Annotated in this window: 16 protein-coding genes; 4 read left to right on the top strand and 12 right to left on the bottom strand. The window is 42.8% G+C overall.

Annotated elements, in window-relative coordinates; genetic code table 11:
• Positions 1-27: 27 nt before the first annotated feature.
• From NSS82_RS12570 to NSS82_RS12550, 5 genes are all read right to left on the bottom strand, one after another.
• Positions 28-1,545, bottom strand: a complete 1,518-nt coding sequence (locus tag NSS82_RS12570) for an ABC transporter substrate-binding protein (protein ID WP_038569959.1) — start codon at positions 1,543-1,545, stop codon at positions 28-30.
• Positions 1,546-1,630: 85 nt separating this feature from the next.
• Positions 1,631-2,554 (bottom strand): carbohydrate ABC transporter permease, encoded by a 924-nt coding sequence (locus NSS82_RS12565; RefSeq protein WP_038569957.1) that lies wholly within the window; start codon positions 2,552-2,554, stop codon positions 1,631-1,633.
• 18 nt (positions 2,555-2,572) lie between these two features.
• The gene (locus tag NSS82_RS12560) at positions 2,573-3,502 is read right to left on the bottom strand and encodes an ABC transporter permease (RefSeq protein ID WP_076100799.1); all 930 of its coding nucleotides are present in this window, start codon (positions 3,500-3,502) and stop codon (positions 2,573-2,575) included.
• A gap of 281 nt (positions 3,503-3,783) precedes the next feature.
• Positions 3,784-5,358, bottom strand: coding sequence for a response regulator transcription factor (locus NSS82_RS12555; protein ID WP_076104649.1), 1,575 nt, complete (start codon positions 5,356-5,358; stop codon positions 3,784-3,786).
• Positions 5,333-7,171 carry a cache domain-containing sensor histidine kinase gene (locus NSS82_RS12550; RefSeq protein WP_169744758.1) on the bottom strand — a complete coding sequence of 613 codons (1,839 nt, stop codon included), beginning with the start codon at positions 7,169-7,171 and terminating at the stop codon, positions 5,333-5,335. The genes NSS82_RS12555 and NSS82_RS12550 overlap by 26 nt, the downstream gene beginning before the upstream one ends.
• A 249-nt stretch (positions 7,172-7,420) precedes the next feature.
• Between NSS82_RS12550 and NSS82_RS12545 the strand changes: the two genes are divergently transcribed.
• From NSS82_RS12545 to NSS82_RS12535, 3 genes are all read left to right on the top strand, one after another.
• The gene (locus NSS82_RS12545; RefSeq protein ID WP_076272623.1) at positions 7,421-10,567 is read left to right on the top strand and encodes an alpha-mannosidase; all 3,147 of its coding nucleotides are present in this window, start codon (positions 7,421-7,423) and stop codon (positions 10,565-10,567) included.
• 154 nt (positions 10,568-10,721) lie between these two features.
• The gene (locus NSS82_RS12540) at positions 10,722-11,912 is read left to right on the top strand and encodes a pectinacetylesterase family protein (protein ID WP_249267668.1); all 1,191 of its coding nucleotides are present in this window, start codon (positions 10,722-10,724) and stop codon (positions 11,910-11,912) included.
• Between the two features lie 46 nt (positions 11,913-11,958).
• A complete protein-coding gene (locus NSS82_RS12535) occupies positions 11,959-12,594 on the top strand; it encodes a TetR/AcrR family transcriptional regulator (protein ID WP_051491631.1) in 636 nt (211 codons plus the stop codon).
• Positions 12,595-12,596: 2 nt separating this feature from the next.
• On the opposite strand, the gene NSS82_RS12530 is transcribed toward NSS82_RS12535, so the two are convergent.
• The 5 genes from NSS82_RS12530 to sbnA form a co-directional block, all read right to left on the bottom strand.
• Positions 12,597-13,949, bottom strand: a complete 1,353-nt coding sequence (locus NSS82_RS12530; protein ID WP_076100804.1) for a HAMP domain-containing sensor histidine kinase — start codon at positions 13,947-13,949, stop codon at positions 12,597-12,599.
• Positions 13,946-14,623 carry a response regulator transcription factor gene (locus tag NSS82_RS12525; protein WP_076100805.1) on the bottom strand — a complete coding sequence of 226 codons (678 nt, stop codon included), beginning with the start codon at positions 14,621-14,623 and terminating at the stop codon, positions 13,946-13,948. The genes NSS82_RS12530 and NSS82_RS12525 overlap by 4 nt, the downstream gene beginning before the upstream one ends.
• Before the next feature lie 59 nt (positions 14,624-14,682).
• Positions 14,683-16,656, bottom strand: a complete 1,974-nt coding sequence (locus NSS82_RS12520; protein WP_076272624.1) for a serine hydrolase domain-containing protein — start codon at positions 16,654-16,656, stop codon at positions 14,683-14,685.
• A gap of 201 nt (positions 16,657-16,857) precedes the next feature.
• Complete coding sequence (locus tag NSS82_RS12515) at positions 16,858-17,823, bottom strand: 2,3-diaminopropionate biosynthesis protein SbnB (protein WP_076133504.1); 966 nt, start codon at positions 17,821-17,823, stop codon at positions 16,858-16,860.
• A 24-nt stretch (positions 17,824-17,847) separates the two neighbouring features.
• Positions 17,848-20,055, bottom strand: a complete 2,208-nt coding sequence (gene sbnA, locus NSS82_RS12510; RefSeq protein ID WP_340960416.1) for a 2,3-diaminopropionate biosynthesis protein SbnA — start codon at positions 20,053-20,055, stop codon at positions 17,848-17,850.
• A 162-nt stretch (positions 20,056-20,217) separates the two neighbouring features.
• Here sbnA and NSS82_RS12505 point away from each other — a divergent pair, with 162 nt between their 5' ends.
• Positions 20,218-21,027, top strand: a complete 810-nt coding sequence (locus NSS82_RS12505) for a YheC/YheD family protein (RefSeq protein ID WP_076204513.1) — start codon at positions 20,218-20,220, stop codon at positions 21,025-21,027.
• A 71-nt stretch (positions 21,028-21,098) separates the two neighbouring features.
• Here the strand turns inward: NSS82_RS12505 and NSS82_RS12500 are convergent, their stop codons facing one another.
• Together NSS82_RS12500 and NSS82_RS12495 are read right to left on the bottom strand one after the other, a co-directional pair.
• Complete coding sequence (locus NSS82_RS12500; RefSeq protein WP_076272625.1) at positions 21,099-22,121, bottom strand: NADP-dependent oxidoreductase; 1,023 nt, start codon at positions 22,119-22,121, stop codon at positions 21,099-21,101.
• Between the two features lie 127 nt (positions 22,122-22,248).
• A complete protein-coding gene (locus NSS82_RS12495; RefSeq protein WP_038569940.1) occupies positions 22,249-22,545 on the bottom strand; it encodes an ArsR/SmtB family transcription factor in 297 nt (98 codons plus the stop codon).
• Positions 22,546-22,651 lie beyond the last annotated feature (106 nt).

Below are 22,651 nucleotides of genomic sequence, written 5' to 3'. Positions count from 1 at the left end.
AATCTTAGGCGTGTTACGTTCATTAGCTTATTTCTTTGTCTGGTTCCACTCATCAAGTTGCTTTTGAACTTCTGCAATGACTTTATCAAGTCCAGCTTCTTTAAATTTCTTCGCTGCTTTTGGCAGATATGTTTTAGGATCAACAGAACCTGTGTATAGCGCTGGCATAAATTCTTTAGTTACGTTGTTGATAGCCGCTACTTCTGTTTTCACAGGTGTAGGATCAAATGCAAAACCGAAGGTAGGGGCTTCTTTTGAAGAATCATTAAACTTCTTAAAAGCATCCCATTTATCAGCAGGGTCATCAGCATGCAGATAAGTCAGTAACATGTTTCCAAGTGTGAAGCCTGGCATTGCATAGCTATCTTGCATAGCTGGCAGATCTTCAATGACATTGTCGGAGATTTTCTTATAATGAGTGCCTTCAATACCATAGTTGAGCAAATTGCGTAAGTACTTATCTGTATTCAAAAGATTCAAGAACATCATAGCCCGTTCAGGATCACCTGAGGTTACGGAAATCGCGTGCATCGAACCTGCGGCGGACTGTGTATATACATAAGGCTCATGCATAGGCGAAGTTACAATTTCATAACCTGCTGAACGAGACCAACCTTTTTCTGCATAAGGTTGTGTAATTTCGCGATCGGCAAACCATTTACCCGTCTTAATGTTATCAATACCTTCAAGTGTCGCAACGTCTGGGCGTAAGTAACCTGCTGTGTAAAGTCTACGCATCGTATCTAACGATGTTGCAAGTTCAGGTGTCTCCAGAATATTAACAACCTTGCCATCTGTGGAATCCATATAGACCCCGATAGGTAACTCATCACCTAGTACATAGTCAAATGGCATAAATGGTTTAAAGCCTTTAGGAACAGCTAGCGGTGTAATATCACCCGGCTCGTTCTCTTTAATCGTTTTAAGAAGTGGCTCTAGATCATCCAATGTACGGATATTGGAAATGTCCATGTTGTATTTATCAACATATTTCTTATTGAAGCGCCATACCCATTGCTGTCCAAGCTCCTTATTTACAGGAACACCATAGATCTCACCTTTAATCTTAGTTCCTTCTAAGAAACGAGGGTCCAAAACTTCTTTCGTTTCCTTACCATACTTATCTAGCAGATCATTCAGACCCAAGAACGTACCATTAGCAGCGTTACGACGGAAGTCATTTGTCCAAGAAGAGGTAAAGGCAATATCATAAGGCTCACCAGAAGCGGTGATGACTTGCATCTTCTTATCGTAATCGCCCCAATCGAACATCGTAATGTTCAACGTCGCGTTAATTTTTTCTTGGGTATATTTATTAACTTCTTTTAAGACAAGATCCAAATCCTTTTGAGGTCCACCAATTAAATACATCTTCAACTCATATGGCTTTAATTCTGATGTGTTCCCTGCTGAATTCCCTGCTGCCGCTGAATTGTTTGTTTCTTTAGCAGCATTTGTATTATTATTCGAACCACATCCAGCTAGAAGGCCAGAAAAAAGCATTGTCCCTGCAAGAGCGAGTGTTAAGCCTTTTTTCATTTTCATTTCTATTTTCCCCCTTTAGATTAATGAACGCTTTATTTATATCGATTCCTATCCTAGCGATTCGAATAAATACATCTTAGTAGTGTTACTCCTTTAAAGAGCCCACGGTTAAACCTTGTACAAAATACTTTTGGAAGAACGGATACGCTAGTGCTATAGGCAAGGTTGCCAGTACAACCATCGCCATACGAACGGTTTCTGTTGGCAAGGTTGCAGCAATCTCAAAGCTTGATCCCATCTGCATACTGTTCTGAATGACAAACTCCATATTATTCTGAATTCGCATCAGCATCGCTTGGAGTGGAACAAGACTAGCATCATCTATATACAGCAGGGCATTAAACCAATCATTCCAATATCCCAGCGTACAGAACAATCCAATCGTTGCAATCCCCGGTAAAGAGATTGGAAGTACAATTTGCAGGAAGGTCCGAAACTCACCAGACCCATCAATTTTGGCAGCCTCAATGAGTGCATCAGGTACGCTAGTCTGGAAGAAGGTCCGCATTACTAGAATAAAGAATGCATTCATCGCGATTGGCAATATCAAAGCCCATATCGTGTTGTACAAATGTAAAAACTGCGTAGCCACGATATAGTTGGGAACCATTCCGCCTGAGAATAACATCGTGAAGAAGGCGAAGAAGCTGAAATAATTACGATAGCGAAATGATCTTCGAGAGAGAACATACGCATAAGTTGTTATTAGAAATAAACTAATGAGCGTACCTAGTACAGTAACCATCAAAGTAACTCCAAAGGAACGAAGTAATTGATCACCTGTGTTAAATACAAACTGATAAGCTGCTAAACTATATTTTTCGGGTAACAAGCTAAATCCATTTAGAGCAAGTACTTTCTCATCTGTAAAAGAAATGGCTATGACAAACAAGAACGGAAACACACAAGTAAAAGCGAAGATGCCAATTATAATATTGAGTACCACATTCCATAAAGGAGTAATGGCGTTGTTGTCGATTTCTTTTGGCTTACGTTTGAATACTGCCATAACGTCACTAACTCCTTTCTAGAATATCGCATTCTCTTTGCTGATCTTTTTCACAATAGAATTCGTTACAAGCACCATGATAAATCCAACAATCGATTGATATAGACCCGCCGCTGTACTCATTCCTAGATTACCTGTCGTACTCATGCTTCGATAAATATAAGTATCGATAACATTCGTTACGGAGTATAGAACACCTGAATCCCGAGGGATTTGATAGAATAAACCGAAGTCTGATCTAAAAATACCACCAATCGCTAAAATCGTTAGCGTTACCATTAAAGGTTTAAGCAAAGGAAGTGTAATAAACTTAATCTGCTGCCATTTGCTGGCCCCATCAATCATAGCCGCTTCATAGTAGGACTTGTCGATACCCGCTATAGCCGCTAAGTAAACAACACTTGAATAACCAATTGATTTCCAAATCCCCATGAAAATTAGGATATATGGCCAAAAGCGAGTATCCCCATACCAGGAAATAGGATCGCCTCCGAAGTAAACAACCACTTGATTCAATATTCCTTTATCTACACTCAGAAAGCTGAAGGTAAAGAAACTAATAATGACCCAAGAAAGGAAGTAAGGCATAAACATCGCCGTTTGATAAACTTTAGCCGTCCGTTTGTTCACAAGTTCATTCAAGGTGATCGCAATGCCCACCGCAAGAACTAAACCGAGAGAGATCAACGCCAAGTTATAAAGAATCGTATTTCTTGTAATGATATAGGCGTCCTCCGTCGAGAACAAAAAGTTGAAATTTTCAAGGCCAACCCACTTACTATTTAAAACGCTTGCAAAGAATCCATCCCGATGAATCTTGAAATCCTTGAATGCAATTACTGTTCCAAACATCGGTAAGTAGCAAAAGATCAGGAACCATAATGTCCCTGGTAATACCATAAACCAGAGTACTTTATCCTTAATTAGACTTTTGAAAAATGCAGGCATTATTCCACATCCCCCTTCTCTCTATCCCCAAACAGCCCCTATATATCCCTTCGATCTTTTTCCCTCGCCCCTTTAACTACCCTTAATTCTGCGCCATAAAAGCGGTTTCATAAAGTTGAAAAACTCCAGAATCAGATGTAAAAATTAAAGATCCACAGCAGAAAGGACATTTAAAAAGTCTATTTCCCCTTAAATTTGAGCAAAAAAAAAGGAAACATTCTCGTTATCAGCGTCCATGAAACCCGTACTTGAACGTGATACTCAGGAACATTTCCTTTATTTTAGGATTTTGCTTTTTTGTACATATTCCGAAGCTCTGTCGGCGATACACCTACTGATTTTTTGAACTGGCGATAGAAATATGCTGGATCCGGATACCCTACTTCAGCTGCAATTTCGTTGGTTAGTAACGTAGTTTGTAGCAGCAATTGTCTTGCCTTTTCAATTCGAAATTGATTAACATAATCAGAGAAACTACGGCCCATTTCCTTCTGAAATAGCTGTCCCAAGTAATTAGGATGCATTTCCATACGCTGACTGAGCGTTTTCAGGGATAGCTCTTCTCTATAGTGTTTGCTTACTTGATCAACCATATATCTCATATTCGGACTGAGCTCATCACTTACTAACGATAATTGGTCCAGTGTTTCTTTCACACTTTCCTGCACATGGTGCACCAATTGCTCAATAGTATGTATGCGCAGCAATGGATTAAACACGGCACTAAAATTAGAGTTTTTCTCCATTTTCTTGGCAATCAACATTAACTCAATCGCTACGTTGTAATTATCAATACGGGTAATCATGCCACAGCCAAACAGCTTTTCGAACGTTTCTGCGATAAACTGGTTCGTAGCTTCACGGTCTCCAGATAATAATAATTTGGTGAATTCCTCATAATCAATTTCGAGCTTCTCCTCGTGCAGAACCATCTTTGACAGTTGTTCCGCATCTATAATCGGGTAGCCAGGTAGCATTAGATGATCAACATATAAACTCTTCGCCTTTTTATAACTTTTTGGGACTTCCTGAAAAGCATGCTCCTTACTTCCTATCGTTATCCAGACAGACTTCTCCAACTCATGCATAATCTCATATTGTACTCGTTCCAGTACACAATAAAGCTCTTCTTTGTTCTCAGCTTCAGCCCGCTCAGCAATAATAAGAACAAGATCACCTTCCATATCTATAAATACAATAACGGTTCCAAGTTGCTCTAATGACTTCACAGCGATACGATAACATTCATCCATAAGCTGATTCCTGTGGAGTTTATCCTGCCCCTCATCGTCATCCTGTTCGGTGATAAGCCGAATCGCAGCCACCGTAAAAAATGAACAGTCCAGTGAGATATTTAAGACTTTTGAACGGTGCTGTAGCTCCTGCCTACCTATATTGCCAGTTACCCAGCGGTTTAGAATATTGTTGCGCAGAACTTGCCAATCCTCTTTAGCATGAAATTGTTCAACATCCTCTTGATTCAGCACTTCAACAATTTGTTCAATGGTTGATTCCAATTCATTTATATTAATGGGTTTGAGAATATAATTTTCAATGCCTAGACTCATTCCAGCTTTTAAATACTCAAATTGCTCATAGCCGCTCAAGATAATAAATCTCATTTTTGAATCAAAAACCTTTATTTGTTGAATCAGTTCAAGTCCCGTAAGTTTTGGCATCGTAATGTCAGTAATTAATATGTCGATCCCTTCATTATGATTGCGCAGAAATTCTAAAGCTTCTTCCCCATTAGACGCTTGTCCCGCGATTCTCAATCCATATTTTTCCCATTCAATCACTGAACGTAATCCTTCAAGAATAAGAGGTTCATCATCCACGATAAGTATATTGTGCATTATTAGTACTCTCCCTTACTACTGGTATATTCATGATGACTATTGTTCCTTTATTTACTTCACTAGCGATCGTCAATCCATATTCAGTCCCATAATAAAGTTTAATTCGTTCATTCACATTACATAGGCCTACCGAAGAAGGAGGTTCATCCATTCTCATACTGACTTGAAGCATTTGCTGTAGCTCTGTTAGCTTGCTGGGAGTAATTCCATTTCCGTTATCACTTATAGCAATTTGAATTTCCCCGCCAGATTCAGTAACTTCAATACGGATGAGATTGCCAAAACGGTCAGGTCTAAATCCGTGAACAATATAATTTTCAATAACCGGTTGAATAAGCAATTTAACGATAGAACAATTCATGGCAGCTGGACTTATTTGTGATTCGATTTGGAGCCTATCTTTATGTCTAATCTGGAACAACTCCAGATACAAATTACAATATTCAATCTCATCAGATATTGTAACGACCATGCTTTTCTTAATCATCGTTCGAAATAATGTCGATAAAATGTAAATCATCTGACCTACATCCTTCGCTCCTTGCGTAATTGCCCGCATCCTAATCGCCTCAAGTGTGTTATATAAAAAATGTGGATTAATCTGTGATTGAAGTGCAACTAGCTCAGCATTTTTCTGGGTAAGCTCCGAAATATACACTTTGTTAATATAGAGTTCTAGTCTTTCACACATATAGTTAAAATTGTTGGCAATTAGCTGCAATTCATCTTCTCGATTAAGGTGAATACGTGTGCTCAAATCACCTTCCTGTAAGCGCTTCATAGATTTGACAATGATCTTCACTTTTTTAGAGAAACGTAAAATAATTCCGTATGTAAAAGACATTGCAGTAATAATAAGCGCTGTGGTAATCCCGATAATCCAAGTTCGAACCGTTTTCATTTCGTTGTTGACCTGTGACTTCTGAATGATTCCTGCCATAATAAGACCTGAGCTGTTCGTTGTATTTAAGTTAACCTTGGAGATCTCATCCAGTGTTGTCCAGCCATCCGTATGAAGCGCATCGATATGTGGATATCGCTGTCCCATATACCTTCCCAATGAATCATATATAACGTCACCGCTTGGGGTTAAGACCAACAATTGACCATTATTCTCTGTAACTTTTGTGCCAAGCCATTTTGAAATAAGTTCCGCATCAAAATCTACTATGAGCATACCGATCGTTTTCAGTGTAATCGGATCTTTAATCTCCCTAGTCATTGTATACAAATTGTTATTGTCTTCTCTTATTTCCTTAAGCACTAATTTGGTTTCATGCGAGACCCAGCCATTCTTCGGTAAGGATAATTTTTGCTTAGGACCGTCCATGTCGCTCAAATAGAATTGTCGGGTATTATTTTTATATAAATAATAAAATTCTTTCTCTGTGCTGTACAAAATAACGTCATAAATCCCATTTTTCTGATTCAAATAGGTTTTGAAATACGTATCGAACGTATGAGGAACGGAGCTCCCTATATCTGCATATTGATCTAAACGGTATTTAAGATAATCCCCATAATCATTTTGCAAAAAGTAGGACAAATCCTCACTGACAGAGGCATCGCTATATATTTGCTGGATAGCCACTTGGATGCTTTCGTACTGCTGATTCATATACAAACTTACATAATCCAGCACCTCCCGATTGGCATCTACATGTTGGCGAGTGATCGTCTGTTCATAGTATTTATATACGGTAATGGAAGAGGCTATTAACGTAATTATGATGATTGAAGAGTATATAGCTAATATTTTATTGAACAGTTTTTTCTGCAAATGGTTTTGATAAAATTTCTTTACATTCAACAAAGCCACCTTCTTTCTGAATATCACCTTTAGGATTAGAAGCTTAACATCACACTTCTTTTTCTGCAATGGAAGCGCATGCATTTTTTATTTATAAATTCTAGCGCTCCAACTTTTCTCTCCACCGAGAGTTTACAACTCACAAAAAATCGTCTATAGTTGATTTCTACCCCCCAAACAAACCTATAATAACCCAAATAGATCTTAATTTCCTCGTCCCCCATCAACATATTGGAGGGGCTATTACTCATGTTTCTAACCAAACGCAAACTCAACTCCCAACTAAACGAAATTTCCGAATATCGTTACCGGGATCGTATACACATTCCTTTTTTCAACTCAATGATTGACGAACAAGGTGAAATTGCAGCCGAACCGCCCGTGGATGGAGAATGGTCTGAGCTACGAGTTGGCGATACCTGGAAAGGCCGCGATTTGTATTTATGGCTAACGACAAATATAGACGTACCCGCCACTTGGGCAGGCCGTAGAGTACTGGGTCGATTTGATTTTGGCGAGACGGGTGCTGGAAACAACTCCGGATTTGAATCCTTATTCTTTTTCAACGGCAAACCCTATCAAGGTGTAGATTCCAATCATACCGAAGTGTTCTTGCCAAATGAAACGGTAGGCACTCAGCTTCCACTGACCTTCCGGTTATGGTCGGGACTCGAAGGAGGCGGCCCTAAAACGGATCAGACACATGGCATTCGCATGGCTGAAATTTGTTGGCTGGATGAAGCAACGGATGATTTCTATTTTACCGCGCTTGCTGTAGTCGAGACGCTGAACGTACTCGATGCCAAAACTCCAGAATATACACAACTTATGAGTACAGTAGACCGCTCCTTTCTTCTGATCGACTGGTCTCGTCCAGGTTCAGACAACTTCTATGCTTCGATCGGGGAAGCCCGCAATTATTTGCGTGATGAAATTAATAAAATGGAGAAGTCCTCACCCGTCACAGTTACCTGTATTGGCCATACCCATATTGATGTGGCTTGGTTGTGGCAATTGAAACACACCCGTGAGAAATGTGCGCGTTCGTTCTCAACCGTACTGCGTCTGATGGAAATGTTCCCGGACTATACCTTTTTACAGACTCAGCCGCAACTCTATGAATATATCAAAAATGACTATCCAGAAATCTACGAAAATATTCGTGAACGTGTGGCTGAAGGACGCTGGGAAGCTGGCGGCGGCATGTGGCTTGAAGCAGATTGCAACTTGACCTCAGGAGAGTCTCTAGTCCGTCAATTACTGTATGGAACTCGCTTCTTACGTAATGAATTTGGGGTTGAATGTGACTATTTATGGCTGCCGGACGTATTTGGCTACAGCTGGTCCTTGCCACAAATCCTAAAAAAATCAGGAATTAATACCTTCATGACCACAAAAATTAGCTGGAATCAATATAACCGGATGCCACATGATACCTTTCAATGGCGTGGGATTGATGGCACAGAGGTGTTAACACATTTTATTACAACGCCAGAGCCTTGGTCCGAAGAAGATTCTTGGTTCTACACTTATAATGGCCGGATTATTCCTAAGACTGTAAAAGGAATTTGGGATACCTACCGGGATAAAGAAGTGAATCGCAATCTGTTACTTTCTTACGGATATGGCGATGGTGGCGGGGGTGTGAACCGTGAAATGCTAGAGATGCGCCGTCGGCTAAACGATCTTCCCGGTCTGCCGAAGATTGAAACAGGAACAGCGGGAGACTACTTCCGTAACTTGCAAGAAACTGTTGCAAATACGGATCGTTATGTCCATGTATGGGATGGCGAGCTTTACTTAGAATATCACCGCGGCACCTACACAAGCCAAGCCTACAATAAGCGGATGAACCGTAAGCTTGAACTGCTATACCGTGAGGCGGAATGGCTAAATACACTGCAAAGTGTGATGACAGGTGACTGGTCGAACTATCGTCAGACCGATTTAGACGAGGGCTGGAGAATTATTTTGCGCAACCAATTCCATGATATTATTCCGGGCTCTTCGATTCGTGAAGTATATGAAGACAGTACGATTGAATATGCACAAGCAGAAGCAATAGGTCAGTCTGTCTGGGAGCAATCCAGTAAGGCACTTGTGAGCGGAAATGAAGCCGGTAAATATACGATCTGGAACAATGCTGCTTGGGAGCTGACAGAACTCGTAGAAATTACTGTTGAAGCCGGGATGGAAACAGGACATTGGATAAGCTCAGAAGGAAAACAACTACAAGCTCAACGTGAAGGTGACCGCTGGATCGTTGAAGTATCTAACATTCCTTCTCTCGGATACACAACCATTTCCTTCGTAGAAGATGTGAATTCTGAGTCTCTAAGTGCTCCATTCAAGCTAAATGAATCAGGAATTTCAACGCCTCACTTCGATATTGAATGGAACGAACAAGGTCAATTAGTATCCATCTATGATATAAATGAACAAAGACAAGTATTAGCAAACGGAAGTCACGGTAACGTGTTCCAAGTGTTTGAAGATAAACCCCTAGCCCATGAAGCTTGGGACATTGACATCTACTATCAGCAAAAGAAACGTGAAGTCACCGACTGCCGCAGCATTGAAGTCATAGAAAAGGGTTCACTGCGATGTGTTGTACAATTCACATGGAGCTATATGGATTCCACGATTAAGCAGCAAATGATCTTACATGCACACCATCGTCGTATCGATTTCGTGACGAAGGTAGACTGGCATGAGCGACAACAGCTAATGAAAGTAGCTTTCCCTGTTGCGATACGAGCTACCGAAGCCACTTATGATATCCAGTTCGGTAATGTTACGCGTCCAACACATTGGAACACTAGCTGGGATTACGCTAGATTCGAGACTGTGGGGCATCAGTGGGCAGATTTATCAGATCGTGGTTATGGCGTTAGCTTGCTGAACGACTGCAAATACGGTTATGACATCAAGGATAATGTGATGCGTCTATCCTTAATCAAATCGGCAACGCACCCTGACCCTGAAGCGGATCAAGGCGAACATACTTTCACCTACTCTATCCTGCCTCATACTGGGGATTGGCTACAGGGTGACACCGTCCGTCAAGCTTGGTCCGTCAACAACCCTCTACGGAGCACCATGGGTCAAGCAGAAGTAGCAACCAAGTCGCTTATTCGCCTTTCTACTCAAACGGTTATGGTTTCTGCGATTAAGAAGTCTGAGGATGGTCAAAAATTAATCGTACGTGTGCACGACTATTCCGGAAGCCGCCAGCAAATTGATATGACTAGCGACTTGAATATTATTTCGTGGCAAGAGTGTAATCTAATGGAGCGTCCTGAAGGGGAAGTCCACACTGAACCTGTCATTACTTTTATACTTGAACCTTACGAACTAAAAACATTTGAAATCGAAGCAGCAAAACTAATAAAGTAACGTACAAAAATCGGGGTGTCCCTGTAGCCATAGATCAAAGGTTACGTAGGACACCTCTTTATATATTTTCTCACGATTGTTTCTTATGCTTTTAAGTATACACCTTGTGCAATGAGTAATCTTGACGTATACTCCGAGTAAGGGAGAGATGGATATGAGAAAAATGAGGAAAATCACAATATTCACAGGTATTGGGTTATTCAGCCTTGTTTTGATTGCCATGTTTGTAATCAGCGCTTTTGTAATCAAAAGACCGGCGACTACCACCCCCGTAATCGCGGAAGTGAAGCCTTACAAGTGGAATAAAGTCACGCTAGACGGAAATGTCATATCAAGTGATGGATCAGAGTATTTTTTGTGGAATAAAAAGGGTGAAAATAATAACTGGATCATCTTCTTTTCCGGGGGCGGGGCCAGCTGGGATGCCCAAAGTGCCGCACACCCCATCAAGCTTATGAACTTTATTAAAGGTGGAGATACAGGCAACTATTTCCCCAACATCCCCTTCTATATGCTTACATTGCTGAGAGGCATGATGGATACGGATAACCCTGCCAATCCTTTTCATGGCTGGAATGTGGTCTATCTTCCCTATTCAACTGGTGACTTCCATATCGGCAACCGCACGGTTGAATATAAAAAAGATGACGGTAGTCCCTTTACTATGCGTTATAACGGCAGCAATAATGTACGAAGCAGCCTCGATTGGATATATGCCAACGTGGATAAACCCGGCAAACTACTGATTGCTGGCGAAAGTGCTGGTGGCTTTGGGTCCGCTTTTTGGGCTCCCGAGATCGCCTCTCACTACAAGGACTCCGAGATCTTCCAATATTCGGACAGTTCCTTCTTGAAATCAGACAAGTGGCCAAATGTTGTGAAGCAGGAATGGCAGGCAGACTTCGTGAAGAAATTCGGATATGCCCCTGAAGCGGATATCATCGGGGCAGCTTTTAAAGCGAACGGCCATCTACTTCCTGTGAATGCGATAATATTGCAATCCTACTCGGTATTTGACGAGATTCTGATCCACTTTCAGAACAACATCAACGATTACAAGGGGCCAAGAGATCAAAGCATCATTAATGAGTGGTCACAGGAAATGCGGCAATCTGTTTCTTCTTTGGCAGCCACTTTACCTAATTATTATTACTATCTCACCGACTATGGACTGAACGCAAAGACGGGTACAACTCCGCACACTTTTGCCACCAGAGAGACCTTCTTTCAGGCTGAACAGGATGGTGTGAAGCTTCTGAATTGGTTAGGTGATGCGATCAACCGGCAGAACCCCTATTCAGTGGGCAGCAAATTCCTCATGAATTCGAAGCCAGCTCAGAAATAGTGCTAGAAGCAGCGGAAGAGTTGCAACAAGACAGGAGAGAAAATCAATGAATTTGCGGGAAAAGCAAATGCAAATGACAAGGGAGATCATTAAGGATACAGCGCTTAGCTTATTCTGTGCCCAAGGTATTGAGCGCACGGATATGGCACAGATTGCGGAACAAGCCGGCATCTCCCGGCGTACTTTGTATCATCATTATAAGGACAAGGAAGAGTTAGCCGCTCAAATCTATGCCCTTAATCTGGAGCGGATGTTTGGACAGCTGCTGTTTGATTTTGATTTTGAACACCCTGTACAGTCATTGGAGAACATTCTCGATAAATATCTGGCGTTAAGAGATCATCAGGAAGCCCTGATCTACTATGATGCCATTTTTGGAGTTTACTACAGCACGCTTTCCAAAAATCCCGCGGAACTTCCTGACTTTAAGCAGGCTATGGAAGGCTGGTATTCACGGTTAATTCTCCTTGAGACAATTTCAGTCGCTCCGGAGGAAAAAAATAAGTGGCTGGACATTCTGCACAAGTCCACCCACCTGTATTTCATGTATTTACAAAAAGCCGTCATTATTACTCATCAGCGGGGGGGTGTGGTTACGGAGGAAGATCGGGTTATGGACCGGCAATTCAAGGATTTCATTATGTTTGGCGTACGGCAATCCAAGAATGAGACAAACCCTTAATTTCACTTATGGGGCAAACTGACGATAATCGTCGTTCCCGCTCCAACCGCACCGTCCACTTCTATGTTTCCCTGATGCAGGGAGACAATTTTTTTAACGATTGCAAGTCCCAAGCCATTGCCATTGTTGTTTCCATTCCGTGACTTGTCTATTTTATAAAATCTTTGGAATACGGTGTTGAACTCTTCCGGGGAAATCCCGATCCCGTTATCACTGACGGTGACCGATACATCTGCTGCACTGTCATCTATACTGATGCGGATGTTCCCGCCTTCCGGTGTGAACTTGATGCTGTTGCTAAGCAAATTCATCCATACTTGCTTCAGCTGATCTTCATCACCCTTAATTTTGACAGCTTCCGGCAGCTCAAGATCGATAACGATGCCTTTGGCTGACCATTGTGGCTCACAGGTCACAACGATGGTTCTAATCTGCTCGTCAAGATTGAAGGAACCTGCATTAAAGGGATGATGTTCAGAATCCAGGGAAGCGAGCTTCAGCAAATTATCACTTAACCTCGACAGACGCTCACTCTCAGCAATGATGATATCAAGATATTCAGAACGTTCCTCTTCCATGATTAGATCATTGTTCTGCAATGCCTTAGCAAAGCCGGAAATAGACGTAAGCGGTGTCTGAATTTCATGAGACACGTTGGATACGAAATCCTGCCTCATCTGTTCTAACTGCTTCAACTCCCCGGCCATCTCCACATAGCTTTGTGTCAGTTCCCCTATTTCGTCTACTCGGTTTACTTTAAGCGCTACCTCGAAATCACCCTTGGCTAGCCTTCTTGTCGCATTCGTCAAAGCTTTGATCGGCTCCACCAAATATCTGGCGGCAATAAGAATGCATAGACTACCCAGTAAAAGCACGAGTAAAAGCACAAAGAGCAGCATCCGATTGACGATATTTTCGTTCTCGGCAGAATACTGCAAGAACATTGCTTGCCACTCCCCGTTAAACATAAAGGGCATCCCGATAAAGGTATCCTTATCTTTCGCAGAGGAACGATAGAGTTTTCCTTGCAGCACTTGTTTCACAGCATCGGGGGTGATAGTGACGGCCGGACTATCCTTAAGCCCATAGAAGGTATATTCCCCGGAATGATTATACAGGTGGATAGGGTATGCAGATACCTTAACCATACTATTCAAGAACTCGTCTGTATCCTCAGGCTTGGCGTCATCATAACGGTGAATGATCTCCTTCCCCACTGTGATCATTTCATTCTGTCCCTCGTAACTTATTTGTTTCTGAAAGACATACAAACCAATGAAAAAGGAACAGATCAGACTAAAGATAATGATGCCTAAAAACGTGAGAACGACGCGTACATACAATGTCTTGATCATAACGCAGGGATTAGCCGGTATCCTAGGCCGCGGGCCGTTTCGATTTGAAATTGCTCGTCGTTACCACAGAATTTCTCCCTCAACCGGCTTATATGCACATCTACAGTCCGGCCGTCTCCTTCATAGTTCAATCCCCAGATTTGAGAAATCAACTGTTCTCTTGTGAAGATTTGCCTAGGGTGACTAGCCAGCAGAAACAGAAGCTCAAATTCCTTCAAAGGAATCGTTACCGGTTCTTCATCACGCGTAACCTGGAAAGTGCGGCGGTTAAGCACCACATTGCCCAACTGCACAGACTGGGAAGAAACGACCAGCGAGCGTTTAAGCAAAGCTTTTACTCGCATCACCAGTTCAAGCGGATCAAACGGTTTGGTCAGATAGTCATCTGTGCCGAGTTGAAAACCTTTCACTTTATGTGCAGATTCTCCTTTAGCCGTCACCATGAGGAGGGGAATGTTGGCATCAGAGCGCCTGATTTCTCTGCACAGATCCCAACCATCCAATCCTGGCATCATAATATCTAGGATGACGAGATCGACTCGCGAGTTCTCTATAATGGACAGCGCTTTGGTACCATCCCTGGCTTCTTTGAGGTCAAAACCTTCTTTTCGCAAAAACAAAGACATTAGCTTTCGGATGTTATCATCATCATCAGCGATAAGTATAGTAGCCACGATTTGCCTCCTCTCTTAAGCTTACATTATATATGATATATTCTTGACAAGAAACGAAGTTATCCGAACTGCCAACCCAACAGGTTCCAATAGTAGAAAAACAGAGTCATCACTACAGCCGAAAGTGCCACTAGTGTATAATGCACACGCTTGAAAGCTGTCCAGTATTTATTTTTCCAAACCAGTATAGCCGAGATTAACAAAGCTAAAGTCAGTCCAACCAAAAGGATTGGCATAACTAAACTGAGAGAAAGCGAAAGACTGATACCGCTGAACTTCTGCATCGTGTCCATGGACATAACCACCATAAATATCGTGACGAAAGATAGCAGCGCCCACCCAGCAGTTCCCGCAGATAAGCGGATGGCCCACTTTTCCGGAGGCGTCATCGCCTTGATCTTGCGTCTGTAGAAGATTAGTCCAAGCAATGCAGTGATGAAAATCAACCCCGAGCCGCCAAGTACGATAAGCCAAAACTTATTCTGATTCAAGAGTGGCGTACGCTCCAGCGGCATTTCCGGTGCCATACCTAAGAGCATATGTGTAACCTTACCGGAATCATTTGTGCGGAAGCCGATTTGTTCGGTACCTCCCTCGAGCTGGAACAGATTCGGACCGATTTCTCTGTACAGCTGTTGTTCACTACCCCTTCCCAAAGATAGCTTATTATCCTCTACCTTAACATTTAGCTGGGCAAAAAAATTGAAAAATTTATCAATATCACTGTGGTTACGGCGTGTGAATTGATAGGTTCCCACATACTTCTGAACAGATTCCGCAGAAGTGGAGAATTCAGGCCGCTTCGCTTCAAGATCGGGATAATAGCACTCAAAAAAGGCATGGACTAGGCCTGCCGCGGAATCACCGCCCTGACCGCCGTTATAGGAAACAAAGATACCTACATGCTTGGCAGGCACAAGATAAAACTCCGTATTAAACATGGGGTCGGAACCACCATGAGTGATTAGTCTAAGACCATTGATGCGTTTCTCAGAGAACCCCAGATCTACTCCCGGCAGACGTTTATCGAATTGGTACGCCGTTGAATGCATTAGTTCTGCAGTCTCGGGTCTAAGAATCTGCTGGTCACCATATTTCCCGTTCTGCAGATGGGCAATCATAAAGTGCGCCATATCTACTGCTGATACTGTACCCGAGCCGGCAGGACGAAAGCCGCCCTCGAAGGTAGGTGTGCCAGGAATAAAGCTGCCGTTCTCACTCGTGTACCCCACAACTTGGTTGGGTATGAATGACTCCGGCAAAGGCTCTACCACAGTCGAATATTTCATGTCGAGCGGATCGAAAATATACTTTTGTATATAATCATTGTAAGGAACACCGCTGACTTCCTCCACAATCAGACCCGCGAGTGTAGCCCCGAAGTTCGAATAAGAACTCATCTCTCCGGGGGGTCTTACCCGTGCCAGCATATGCTTATTGAGTGTTTCCGAGATTGATCCCGGCAATTTGGCAGGGTCGGTAGTGATTTGATAACCCACTCCACCCTCTTCAAACCCCGCTGTATGTGTCATCAAATGGCGCATCGTGATCGGCTCAGGATAAGTAGCAGGAATCTTCACTGATTTCAGGTAGGTGTTAATATCAGTGTCCAGATCTATCTTGCCTTGTTCGACCAGCTGCATCACCGCTGTCCAGGTGAACAGCTTTGTCGTTGAAGCGATTCGAAACATGCTGGTTGTCGGATCAACCGGTGCCGCTTCTTCCAGATTAGAACTGCCATAACCTTTGGCTAAAATAATCTTGCCGTCTTTTACAATGGAGATAACCGCTCCCGGAATTTGCAGCCGGTTCATATCTTTTTCCATAATTCCATCAACGAAGCTAGTCAGTCCTGCGGTATCATCGAGATTGGCAGATGCTTCAATTTGAGCTACCCGCAGTCCGTTTTGACCCTTTTGGGTCTCAGCCGAGGCCTGTTTCCCGGGAAATACCAAGCTTGCGCCTAAGCCGGCACTAATCACAGCCAATAGGGCCAGACCAGCGATCAGCCTTTTTTTCATAGGTGTCAACATTATTATCCTCCGAGTCATCATTTATTGGGGTGGATGATCATCCGCCTAACACTTATAGAGATTATCAGAGTATTATGAATGGAACGTTAACAAGACAATAAAAAAACTAGACAGCAATCCACCCTTAAAAGTGACGGATCATAGTCTAGTTACATCACAAAAACCTATAAAAAATCCCATAGCGAACGTATGCCTACCACCTTACTGTAGCTCAGTCCCGATCCCTTTTTCTCTCGCCTTTTTCACGAAGTATACCGCTGTTGCGATATCAAAAACCGCCATCCCCATCGGACAAAAGAAAATCGGCTCATCTGCTCTGAGCTCATTCAGGCAATGGCGCGAGACAACATCGGTAATCATTCGGGTATCGGCACGAGTTAACCCATGTTTCAGATGAAGCTGCTGTATGTCAGTATTCTCGCGGCACACCTCATCCCAGTCGTCGACGATTATGGCCTTCACCGAAGCTAATGCCTCAGGCTTATAATCACGCAGTGAAATATTCAGTAGAAGACTACCTTCCGCCGGAAGCATATCGATATATCTATGATTGGATACGGTACAGGTGATAAAGATATTGGACTTTCGATAAACGTCCGCCCACGTCTCCTCCACTTCTATCCTATCCTTATATATAGATGAGATGTCTGACAAATCTACTTCCCTTATATCAAAGATGCGGATACGTTCAACTCGATCTCCGTACAATGCCATAACCATTTGAAAATGATATTGCCCGATTGGTCCCCAGCCGATAATGCCAAGATGAATCCGTTCAAGTGAACGAGCCTGCAAAAAGTGACCAATCATCAGTCCACTGATGGAAGCTGTCCTTACGATGCTGGGGAGCGGAGAGCTTAGGACGGATATAGGCTCGCCCGTAATGGGATCATTCAAGACAATGATGCTATGCGCGCGGGGAAGACCAGCCTGGATATTATCCGGGAAGCTGGAAATCCATTTGATCCCTGCTGCATTCACGTTCCCCCCTACGTATGCGGGCATTGCAATAATACGATTTTGAGGATTCTTATACCTTAGATAAGGTTTTACGGGCTGTGCGTAATCTCCAGAATCAAGTATGCGCACCGTAGTTTCTATCGATTCCACGAGAGAAGGCCAATCAAGCCCCACCTCCCGTATGTCCCGATCGTTTAAATACAGCATTCCACAACCTCCTTTTTCCGTTCGTTAAGCAAGGACATCTCCGCCGTCAGCCGAGAATTCCTGCCCAAATTCATTCTGAATCCATGGGTCAGAGTATACTGTATCGAGGTAACGCTCCCCTTTGTCATGCAGAATTACCGCACAGACAGCTCCTGGAGCCAATTCTTGCTCCATAAGCCTAACAGCGGCAAGGTTAGCCCCTGAGGATGCACCGGCCAGAATCGATTCATTCTGGGCAAGTGCTCGGCATCCTTTTACGATATCCAAGTCTGAGACATGCACGATACGGTCAATTAAATCCGTTCTGCAGAAAGGGGGTACGATGCCAGCACCCAGTCCCGGGAACCGCCGTTTCTCTTTGTTGCCACCAAAAATACTACTTCCCTCCGCATCGACGGCAACAATCTTAGTCTTCAGACCCTGATCCCTTACATATTCCGCGAGACCTCGAATCGTGCCGCATGTACTTACGCTGCAAAACAAATAATCCACTTCGCCAAGCTCAGTCACGATTTCTTTCATGGTCGTATGGTAGTGGGACAAATAGTTATTTGCGCTGGCATATTGATTCGGCCAGTAGCTGCCCGGTATTTCCTCCAAGAGTCGCTGCACTCGATTCAGTCTAGCAGGCAGATATTCACCGGTCTCAGGATCGGGTTCGCTAACAAAGTCAATTTTTGCAGTTAATGCTTTCAGAATCTGCAGATTTGTTGTGGTAGTTCTTGGATCAACCACGCTAATAAATCGCAGCCCTAAATATTGGCAAATCATCGCCAAGCTAATCGCCATATTTCCCGAACTCGACTCAATAATAGTAGTTCCCGGCCCAATATTCCCTTCCTTCCATGCCTCATGGATCATCCGCAGAGCAGGACGGTCTTTCGCACTTCCTCCCGGGTTTAGCAGTTCCATTTTTGCGTAGACTTCGAACTCACTATTCTGGAACAGATTATTCAGCTTGATTAATGGCGTTTTTCCGATAGTCGACAAGATACCGCCTTGGATATTTATGTCCACCTTAGCTTTGTTCTTCTGATAATATAACTTCTTGTTCTTGACCTGCCCGCTGGCCAGTGACTCCCCTTTAGCTACTATAATGATCTCAATATCATCAAGCAGATGGTTGCCAATCATCATCCCGATTTCCGGAATACACTCCCTGATTTCCTCTTTGATTACCGGAATAATAGAGGGCTTCACAGATTTACTCTTGATATAAATAGAGAGCGCATTGTTTTTTACCTTGACCCGGATGATCGCATCTTCAATATGACGGTATACGACCTGCTCGATATCGTACAGGCTGATCTTCTCACCGTGCTTCAGTTCTTGACCCACTCTTTTTACAATAGACTCAAAGCTTTGTTGTTCAACCCCGTCTATCATCACAGGCCTAAAATCCCTTACAACGTCATAAGTAACAAAACGAAGAGCTGGCAGCATCTTGCGGACAGTTGAGGTAAGCACCAGAATACTTTCATTGTTCCGAAGTGGCCTCACTTCTTCGTCTAACTCCTGAACCCCGATTCCTTCCGCGAAAATTCCGTCGGCAAAAATGTACCTGCCATGATCATGGGAGTAATAAGCGATCGTACCGATTTCAATGGAGCCGTAAGTATCGATGATGTCTCTAGGCTCAATACCGAACAAGCCAGCCATATTCCGCTGCCACTCAGGCGGAGCAATTTCCCCTACCAAAATAATCTTGCGAATTCCGAATTCACGCGGGTTTCCGGCGGCATATACGATATGGTCAAGGATGGACGGCATCGTATAGAGCAAGTCAGGTTTAAAAGCTTTAAGCTGTTCAATATGCTGTTCGATTGGCAGTTCAAAGGGTATTGAACTTTTTTCTAATCCTAACCTTTCAAAAATGGTCAGCGCAGTATTTGCTGCATGTCCAGTGCCCATATCCGCCAACGCTCTCTTACATCCGCTTCCCGCAATAAGCTCGCCGAATAGCTTCGTTTTTATATCCACATAGTATTTGTCATCTTCCTCAGAGTAGAGGATTGCTTTTCTACGGCCTGAGCTTGTACCAGACGTCCTATAAACAGTCCAAGAAGGATCGATGGGTTGGTTATAATAGAAGGTTTCAAGTGTTTTCGAAGACATAAGAGGTAAGTTCTGCAAGTTATAATTCGTTTTCTCCCCATCGACCAGCCCCTTGTACCAAGGGTATTCGTCCATTACTTCTTGCACCTTATTCTGCAATTTACCGAGCAGCATCATAGCCGCCTCCCGTTGACCGCATGCTGCAGCCCAAGTTTAATAAATGCCTCCAATATTCATATGTAGAATTCTTTGCATGTGTTCGATTATTCTGTGGTTGCCCAAGCAAAAACTGCGTATTCCCGTAATATAGCCTATAGATATATAGAACGGAGGAACAAAATGAAGGAGCCAATACGGCGGATATCCAATAAGCTGACGAAAACAAGGGTACTGCTTAGAAAACAAGAGCTAAGGAAGTATATCCCGGTAACGAAAAAAATGAATAAAAACGTACTCTATGAGATGTTGCAAAAACATAGAATGGTGTACATTAAGCCCTGCTGTGGATCTTTGGGACAGGGTGTAATCCGGATTGAAAGATCACAAGAGCATTCCGCCAAAAAACGACCAGCCTACAGCTATCAATCCGGTACGCATAAACATACATTTTCTGATTACGAGATGGCTTATCGGGCAATCTTTAGCGAGACCCAAGGAAAATCCTATTTGGTGCAAAAGGGGATTTGGCTTTTGGTTTATGAAGGAAGGCCATTTGATATCCGGGTAATGGTGCAAAGAAATCTTAAGGGCGGGTGGGAAGCTACAGGCATTGCGGGTCGCGTTGCTCATCCTCGCAAAGTGGTTACGAATGGGAGCCAAGGGGGAACGATTTATCCGGTAGAGGCATTATTAGAATCCTACACAAACGTAGAGAATAGTAGCGCGTTGATCCGGTCCATGCAACAAATAGGAGTGAACTCCGCCAGACAGCTAAGCACAGCCTATCCCGGCCTGCAGGAAATCGGTGTGGATATTGCCTTGGATCGACGCCTTAAACCATGGATCTTGGAAGTAAATACAGCCCCCGATCCGTGCCCATTTACCAAACTGAATGACACCAGCATGATTGAGCGAATCGTCAAATATGCGAAAGCCTATGGCCGCACATACAATCTTAAATGCATGAAGTCCAAACAGGGTATGGTCTGAACGGATTTGATTGGTGATAATACAAACAGCCCTGATATATAAAAATCTCTACCAGGGCTGTTTGTGATGTTTTAGAATTCGGAGTCGCTCACCTTAACAAGCATCTTCCCGAGGTTCGCACCTTGAAACAATTGCAGGAATGCTTCAACCACATTGTCGAATCCTTCAACAACTGTTTCTTCATATTTTAATTTACCTTCTGTTAGCCATTTTCCAAGCTCTTGAAGGCCTTCTGACTGGCGGGCTGCGTAATCACTAAGAACGAATCCTTTGATAAGGGAGCGGGTTTTGATCAATCTGCTCTGAATACGTGGACCCATATCTCCGTCTGTACTATTATAGGAAGAAATAGCGCCACATAGTGGAATACGTGCATAATCATTAAGCAAGCTCATCACAGCATCTGAAATCGCCCCACCCACGTTGTCAAAATAAACATCAACACCATTTGGACATGCTTCTTCCAAAGCCTGGCCTAAATTTTCCGTTGTTTTATAATTAATGGCTGCATCAAAGCCAAGTTCTTTTTTCAAATAGTCGCATTTGTCATCGCTACCTGCGATCCCAACGACACGAGCGCCTTTGATTTTGGCAATCTGTCCAACAAACATCCCCACTGAACCCGCTGCCCCAGACACTACGACAGTCTCTCCTTCTTTCGGCTGACCGATATCAAGTAAACCGAAATATGCAGTGAGCCCTGTTAAACCTAGAACACTTAAGTAAGCCGATACAGGTGCAATCGAATCATCGATTTTGGTTACTGCTTTAGCATCTACAGTATTATATAACTGCCAGCCCAGCATACCGATGACTTTATCTCCAGCTTTGAATAGCTCCGATTTGGAGTCTACGATCTCTCCCACAAGTCCTCCAGCGATGACTTCATTAAGCTGATACGGAGGAACATACGATTTAGCATCATTCATTCTTCCGCGCATATAAGGATCCACTGACAAATACAACGTACGTACAACAACTTGTCCTTCTTTTGCTTCAACTACAGGAATATCTTTGAACTCGAAATTTTGCTGGGTTGGCATGCCTACAGGACGTGAAATTAACAGGACCTGTTTATTTTTCAACTGATTCATAGATCACTACTCCATTAATATTTATTTTTGCTGCTACCTATAACTATTAACCAAACCCTGTACATGATTATCAAATAGTTATAAAACTATCAAACTATCAAGAAAAAATTATAGGTTTCCGGACATATTATAAACTGTCCAAGAAACCCGGTAATAATTCGCTAAACGTATCCTCTCGAAGCTGGCTAATCTTATTCTGCCCCATACGTGTAACACTTACTAAATCAGCTTCATACAAAATCTTCAGATGGTAAGACACATTGGATTTGTCCATTCCCATAGATTCACCAATGGACCCACATGTATTGTTCTCCTTATGGAGATGAAGATAACGAATCATTTCAATTCGTTTCACTTCTGCTAATGCTTTAAAAATCTTCACTCGCTTTTCATCATCTTTTAAGGAATATTGTTCGATAGTCATAAAACTATTGTATTCTTCTGATTGCGCAAAGTCAATTTACAATCCCATTTCTTAATCGGTTTCATTTTTGTATAATATACCAATCGGCATTAGCGCGGCTCTATTT

The organism is Paenibacillus sp. FSL H7-0735 (genome assembly GCF_038008505.1).
In the GTDB taxonomy this organism is placed as follows: Bacteria; Bacillota; Bacilli; order Paenibacillales; family Paenibacillaceae; genus Paenibacillus_AQ; species Paenibacillus_AQ odorifer.
This window is presented reverse-complemented; position numbering and strand designations above follow the sequence as displayed.

Excerpts from the sequence above, each read along its gene's own strand:
- NSS82_RS12520 (WP_076272624.1), bottom strand. The coding sequence starts at position 16,656 with ATGTTGACACCTATGAAAAAAAGGCTGATCGCTGGTCTGGCCCTATTG.
- NSS82_RS12540 (WP_249267668.1), top strand. The coding sequence starts at position 10,722 with ATGAGAAAAATGAGGAAAATCACAATATTCACAGGTATTGGGTTATTC.
- NSS82_RS12555 (WP_076104649.1), bottom strand. The coding sequence starts at position 5,358 with ATGCACAATATACTTATCGTGGATGATGAACCTCTTATTCTTGAAGGA.
- NSS82_RS12560 (WP_076100799.1), bottom strand. The coding sequence starts at position 3,502 with ATGCCTGCATTTTTCAAAAGTCTAATTAAGGATAAAGTACTCTGGTTT.
- NSS82_RS12530 (WP_076100804.1), bottom strand. The coding sequence starts at position 13,949 with ATGATCAAGACATTGTATGTACGCGTCGTTCTCACGTTTTTAGGCATC.
- NSS82_RS12495 (WP_038569940.1), bottom strand. The coding sequence starts at position 22,545 with ATGACTATCGAACAATATTCCTTAAAAGATGATGAAAAGCGAGTGAAG.
- NSS82_RS12515 (WP_076133504.1), bottom strand. The coding sequence starts at position 17,823 with ATGCTGTATTTAAACGATCGGGACATACGGGAGGTGGGGCTTGATTGG.
- NSS82_RS12505 (WP_076204513.1), top strand. The coding sequence starts at position 20,218 with ATGAAGGAGCCAATACGGCGGATATCCAATAAGCTGACGAAAACAAGG.
- NSS82_RS12535 (WP_051491631.1), top strand. The coding sequence starts at position 11,959 with ATGAATTTGCGGGAAAAGCAAATGCAAATGACAAGGGAGATCATTAAG.
- NSS82_RS12545 (WP_076272623.1), top strand. The coding sequence starts at position 7,421 with ATGTTTCTAACCAAACGCAAACTCAACTCCCAACTAAACGAAATTTCC.
- NSS82_RS12570 (WP_038569959.1), bottom strand. The coding sequence starts at position 1,545 with ATGAAAATGAAAAAAGGCTTAACACTCGCTCTTGCAGGGACAATGCTT.
- NSS82_RS12565 (WP_038569957.1), bottom strand. The coding sequence starts at position 2,554 with ATGGCAGTATTCAAACGTAAGCCAAAAGAAATCGACAACAACGCCATT.
- sbnA (WP_340960416.1), bottom strand. The coding sequence starts at position 20,055 with ATGATGCTGCTCGGTAAATTGCAGAATAAGGTGCAAGAAGTAATGGAC.
- NSS82_RS12500 (WP_076272625.1), bottom strand. The coding sequence starts at position 22,121 with ATGAATCAGTTGAAAAATAAACAGGTCCTGTTAATTTCACGTCCTGTA.